At 71.6% G+C, this 3,568-nt stretch carries 4 protein-coding genes and 1 pseudogene; 3 read left to right on the top strand and 2 right to left on the bottom strand.

From position 1 onward, the window contains the following. Window positions 1-353: 353 nt before the first annotated feature. From HO151_RS01650 to HO151_RS01640, 3 genes and pseudogenes are all read left to right on the top strand, one after another. Window positions 354-1,457 carry a Clp protease N-terminal domain-containing protein gene (locus tag HO151_RS01650; protein ID WP_254594630.1) on the top strand — a complete coding sequence of 368 codons (1,104 nt, stop codon included), beginning with the start codon at window positions 354-356 and terminating at the stop codon, window positions 1,455-1,457. A 189-nt stretch (window positions 1,458-1,646) separates the two neighbouring features. After that, window positions 1,647-1,937, top strand: a pseudogene (locus HO151_RS01645) (isochorismatase family protein); the annotation flags it as partial. Continuing rightward, a complete protein-coding gene (locus HO151_RS01640; protein WP_368039382.1) occupies window positions 1,852-2,415 on the top strand; it encodes an SDR family NAD(P)-dependent oxidoreductase in 564 nt (187 codons plus the stop codon). The pseudogene HO151_RS01645 and the gene HO151_RS01640, both read left to right, overlap by 86 nt. 315 nt (window positions 2,416-2,730) lie before the next feature. On the opposite strand, the gene HO151_RS01635 is transcribed toward HO151_RS01640, so the two are convergent. Both HO151_RS01635 and HO151_RS01630 read right to left on the bottom strand, forming a co-directional pair. Then, a complete protein-coding gene (locus tag HO151_RS01635) occupies window positions 2,731-3,087 on the bottom strand; it encodes a hypothetical protein (protein WP_173894353.1) in 357 nt (118 codons plus the stop codon). A gap of 81 nt (window positions 3,088-3,168) precedes the next feature. Further along, window positions 3,169-3,568, bottom strand: a 400-nt coding sequence (locus tag HO151_RS01630) for a PP2C family protein-serine/threonine phosphatase (protein ID WP_173894352.1), incomplete at its 5' end; no start/stop codon positions are given.

The raw sequence follows: 3,568 nt of genomic DNA, 5'->3' as shown, positions 1-3,568 counted from the left end.
CAGGGGCCACACGGGACATACCGAAGGCGAAGCCGCAGCTCGGCGGCCGCGGCCGGGTGGACGGTGCCCGTGAGGACGGTGTTCGGAGCAGGCCACGGCGGCACACGCCTGTGCGCGGTGCCTCGGGGGCTCAGTGACCGCTCATGAGCGGTCCGGAACAGCCTGCGGACAGGCGGGCGCGTCGGCGCTCGGGCCGGCGGCCGATCTCGCGATCGGCGCGGCGGCTTCGCGGCGGACGCGGGCGTTGTCCGGAGCGAACAGCAGGATGTCCTTCTCCGGGGCTTCGCACTGGGCCTCGGAGTCGGATGCCCCGGCGGCACGGGCCTGTTCGGCGTGGATCCGTCTTGGGGCGGATGTGCTATCCGCTCTGGTCGGACAGGCTGTGGAACGGCACCGACAAGAAGAGGGAAGACCGCATGGAAGCGATCAAGGAGCCCGACTGGAAGACCGTGGGGGTCCTGGGGGCCGCCCGCGGCGCCCGGGCGACCGCAGAGGATCCCATCGGGACCGAGCACCTGCTCGCCGCGCTCACCACGTCCAAGGGGCCCGCACGCGAGGCACTCGCGGACGAGGGCGCGACCAAGGTCGCACTCCTCGCGGTGCTGCGGGACAGGGAGGGCCGTGACGGTGCCTGGGACGGTGACGACGATGTCGACGCGGGCGTGGTCGCGACGGACGTCCTGGGGGACGACGGCGACCGGCGCGTCCGCTTCACGGGTGGTGCGGCCAGGGCGCTGACCGCGGCGATGGAACACGCCCGACGGGAAGGCGCGGCGAAGTTCGGCGCCGTTCACCTGCTGCGGGGCCTGCTGGAGGGCGACAACCGCGCGGTGGAGGCGCTGGCCGTGTGCAAGGTCTCACCGCAGGCCGTACGCGCCCGTCTCGGGGGTGACGCCGGGAGTCCGGAGGACGACCTCAGCCCTCTGCTGCACGCCACTCGGGACGCCCTCCTTGGCCGCGGCCACTACCGTCATATGCCCCGGTGGAAGCGGTGGCTGGTCAAACGCGGCGGGGTCAACTGGGCGTCGACGCCGGTCGAATGGGTCAGGCAGGAGAGCTACGAACAGGCACGTCGTCTTGGCGACGGCGCAGTGGGCACTGAGCACGTCCTGCTGGCGGTCCTGGCCACCCACGAGGTGGCGCTCCGGTACCCGCATCTGGCGAAGGCGGAGGACCCCGCCGCCGACACCCGGTTCGCGGGCGGTGGGCAACTGGCCGACCTGGGTCTCAGCCATGCGTCGGTGCACGGCGCCCTGACCGGTGGGCGTGTCCCCCTGGCGGCCGACACGCGGCCCGTCGAGCAGTACTTCGACGGGATGGCGGGTCCGGGGACGATGCCGACGGCCGGCGCCACGGCATCCGACGCGGGCACCGGTCCACTGGTCGCGCTCCTGCTGGGGGAGGAGACGCGGGCCCGGCAACTGGTCGACGTACTGACCACCGCCCCCGGCCACTGACCTGGCGGGGGCCGCGGCCTCCGCCCCGTCCGCGTCCCCGCGCCCGCGTCCCCGCGCCCGCCGCCTCTCGCTCCCGCGGTCTCTCGCTCCCGCCGAAGAGATCGAGATGGCGGGCTTTCCGCTGCCCCTTCCGGGCCCTTTCACTTCATGAACAGCACAAAGATGAGACGCGTCAGGCAACTCACGCGTCTGATCCACGTCGTGATCGCGTCACGGCCGGGCGATCGGGAAGTCAGTCCTCGCAACAGGGTGATGACCAACGCCGTGCGGGCCGGCCTGTTCACCGAGGGAGCTCCCGGCACCGAGATCCATGACGACGTCGCACCCCGGCAGGGCGAGGTGGTGGCCACCAAGAGGCGAGGGAGCGCGTTCTCGGGCAGCGACCTCGACCTGGATTTCGGAATCACCGTCCTGGCGGGCGCCTGCCTCGACACCGCCCCCGAGGTGCACCAAGTCCTCATCGAGAAACTGTTCCCCCGAGGACCTTCGCGACCCGGCGTCGCTGGACGTCGCCGAGCGCACCGTCGAGGTCAACCTGCTCGGCCCGATCCGGCTGATCAACGCGTTCCTGCCCGGCCTGCTCGCCCGGCCCGCCGCGACCGTCATGACGGTCAGCTCCGGCCTGGCGTACGTGCCGCTGCCGGCCACGCCGACCTACAACGCCACGAAGGCCGCGATCCACTCCTTCACCGAAAGCCTGCGCGTGCAGCTGTCCAAGAGCAACGTCCAGGTGATCGAACTGGTCCCCCCGGCCACCCGGACCACGCTGATGAAACAGCAGAACTCCGACGTGGCCATGCCCCTCGACGACTTCCTCGACGAGGTGATGAGCCTCCTGGAAGCCGACCCCGAGGCCGAGCAGATCCTGGTCGAGCGCGTCAAGTGGCAGCGCAACGCCGAGGCCGAGGGCCGCTACGCCGACGTCCTGAACGTACTCAGCGGCCGTTACCGCTCCTGACCCCCGGCGGCGGCCGGGGACCGCTCAGGCTCCTGTCCGCACAGCCCGAAACCGTTGAGCCAGTGCCCTCCGTCCACCGTCATCCGCGGCGCGTCGGGGTGCGCGGGGGAAGGCAGCGGGCGGTGACGCGGCGGCGGCGCCACGCGGACCTCCTGCGCACAATCCTCTTCCGCAGCCTCCGGCGTCATCGTCAAGCCTCCTGAAACCGTGACCACCGACCGCCTGAACCAGCCGGACCGGTCTGCGATGCGGCGGCAGAGGTTGCCGCAAACGGTCTGCGGGGCGCCTGCTTCGATGTGCGTGCGGTCCGCCGCTTCAGTAGCCGGGCGGGATCCGGTCCTGCGGTCCGTCAGCCGCCTCCGCCACGCCCTCGCCCCTTTGCGCCCGCTCGGCCACGGCGGGGTCGGCCGAGTCCGAGACCAGCTCCGCGACGCGCAGGGTGCACTCCCACTGCGTCAACCTGCCCTTGATCACCACCAGATACGACTCGCGGTCGCCCGACCGGTACACCTGGCGCCGCTTCTCGACAAGGCTTTTGTTCGGCACGTAGGTGTGGAGCACAGCACGCAGTGCCGCCAGCGCCTGGTCCTTCGTTTCCTGCCCGCGGCAGATGAACTCGGTCCTGTACACGTCGCTGCAGTACTCCGCGATCACGACCCAGTCGCCCACCACACACTCCCCTTCGCCGCTGTCGCCAGTCAGTCACGACCTGACTCCCACGGCAAGAGCGGGACCGCTTCCTGGTCGCGGCTGTCAGTGCGACCGCACTCGTTCGGAGGCGTCGATGAGGTCGGCGCCGGTGTCGGCGTTGCGCCGGGAGCGGCCGGTGCCGTGCCAGTCCAGGCACATGACGGTCGCGTCGTCCTGCAGGTGGCCGTGGTGGGCGCCGACGATCGCCGCGATCAGGGAGCGGGCGGCCTCGCGGGGATGCAGGGCCCGGGTGCGCACGATGAGGCCGGACAGATCGAGGCTGCCGGCGTCCCCTTCGAGCATGCCGTCGGTCAGCATCACCAGGCGGTCGCCCGGGCGCAGGTCCAGCGACTGGACCCGGTAGGAGTGCGGGGCGTGCAGGCCGAACGGCATGTCGGCCTCCGGGGTGATCTCCTGCACCCGGCCTTCGCGCATCAGCAGCGGCCAGGGGTGTCCGGCGTTG

It is taken from the genome of Streptomyces sp. 8P21H-1, from assembly GCF_013302945.1.
The sequence above is the reverse complement of the archived record's forward strand: the minus strand, read 5'-3'. Positions and strand labels throughout refer to the sequence as shown.

Excerpts from the sequence above, each read along its gene's own strand:
- HO151_RS01650 (WP_254594630.1), top strand. The coding sequence starts at position 354 with ATGTGCTATCCGCTCTGGTCGGACAGGCTGTGGAACGGCACCGACAAG.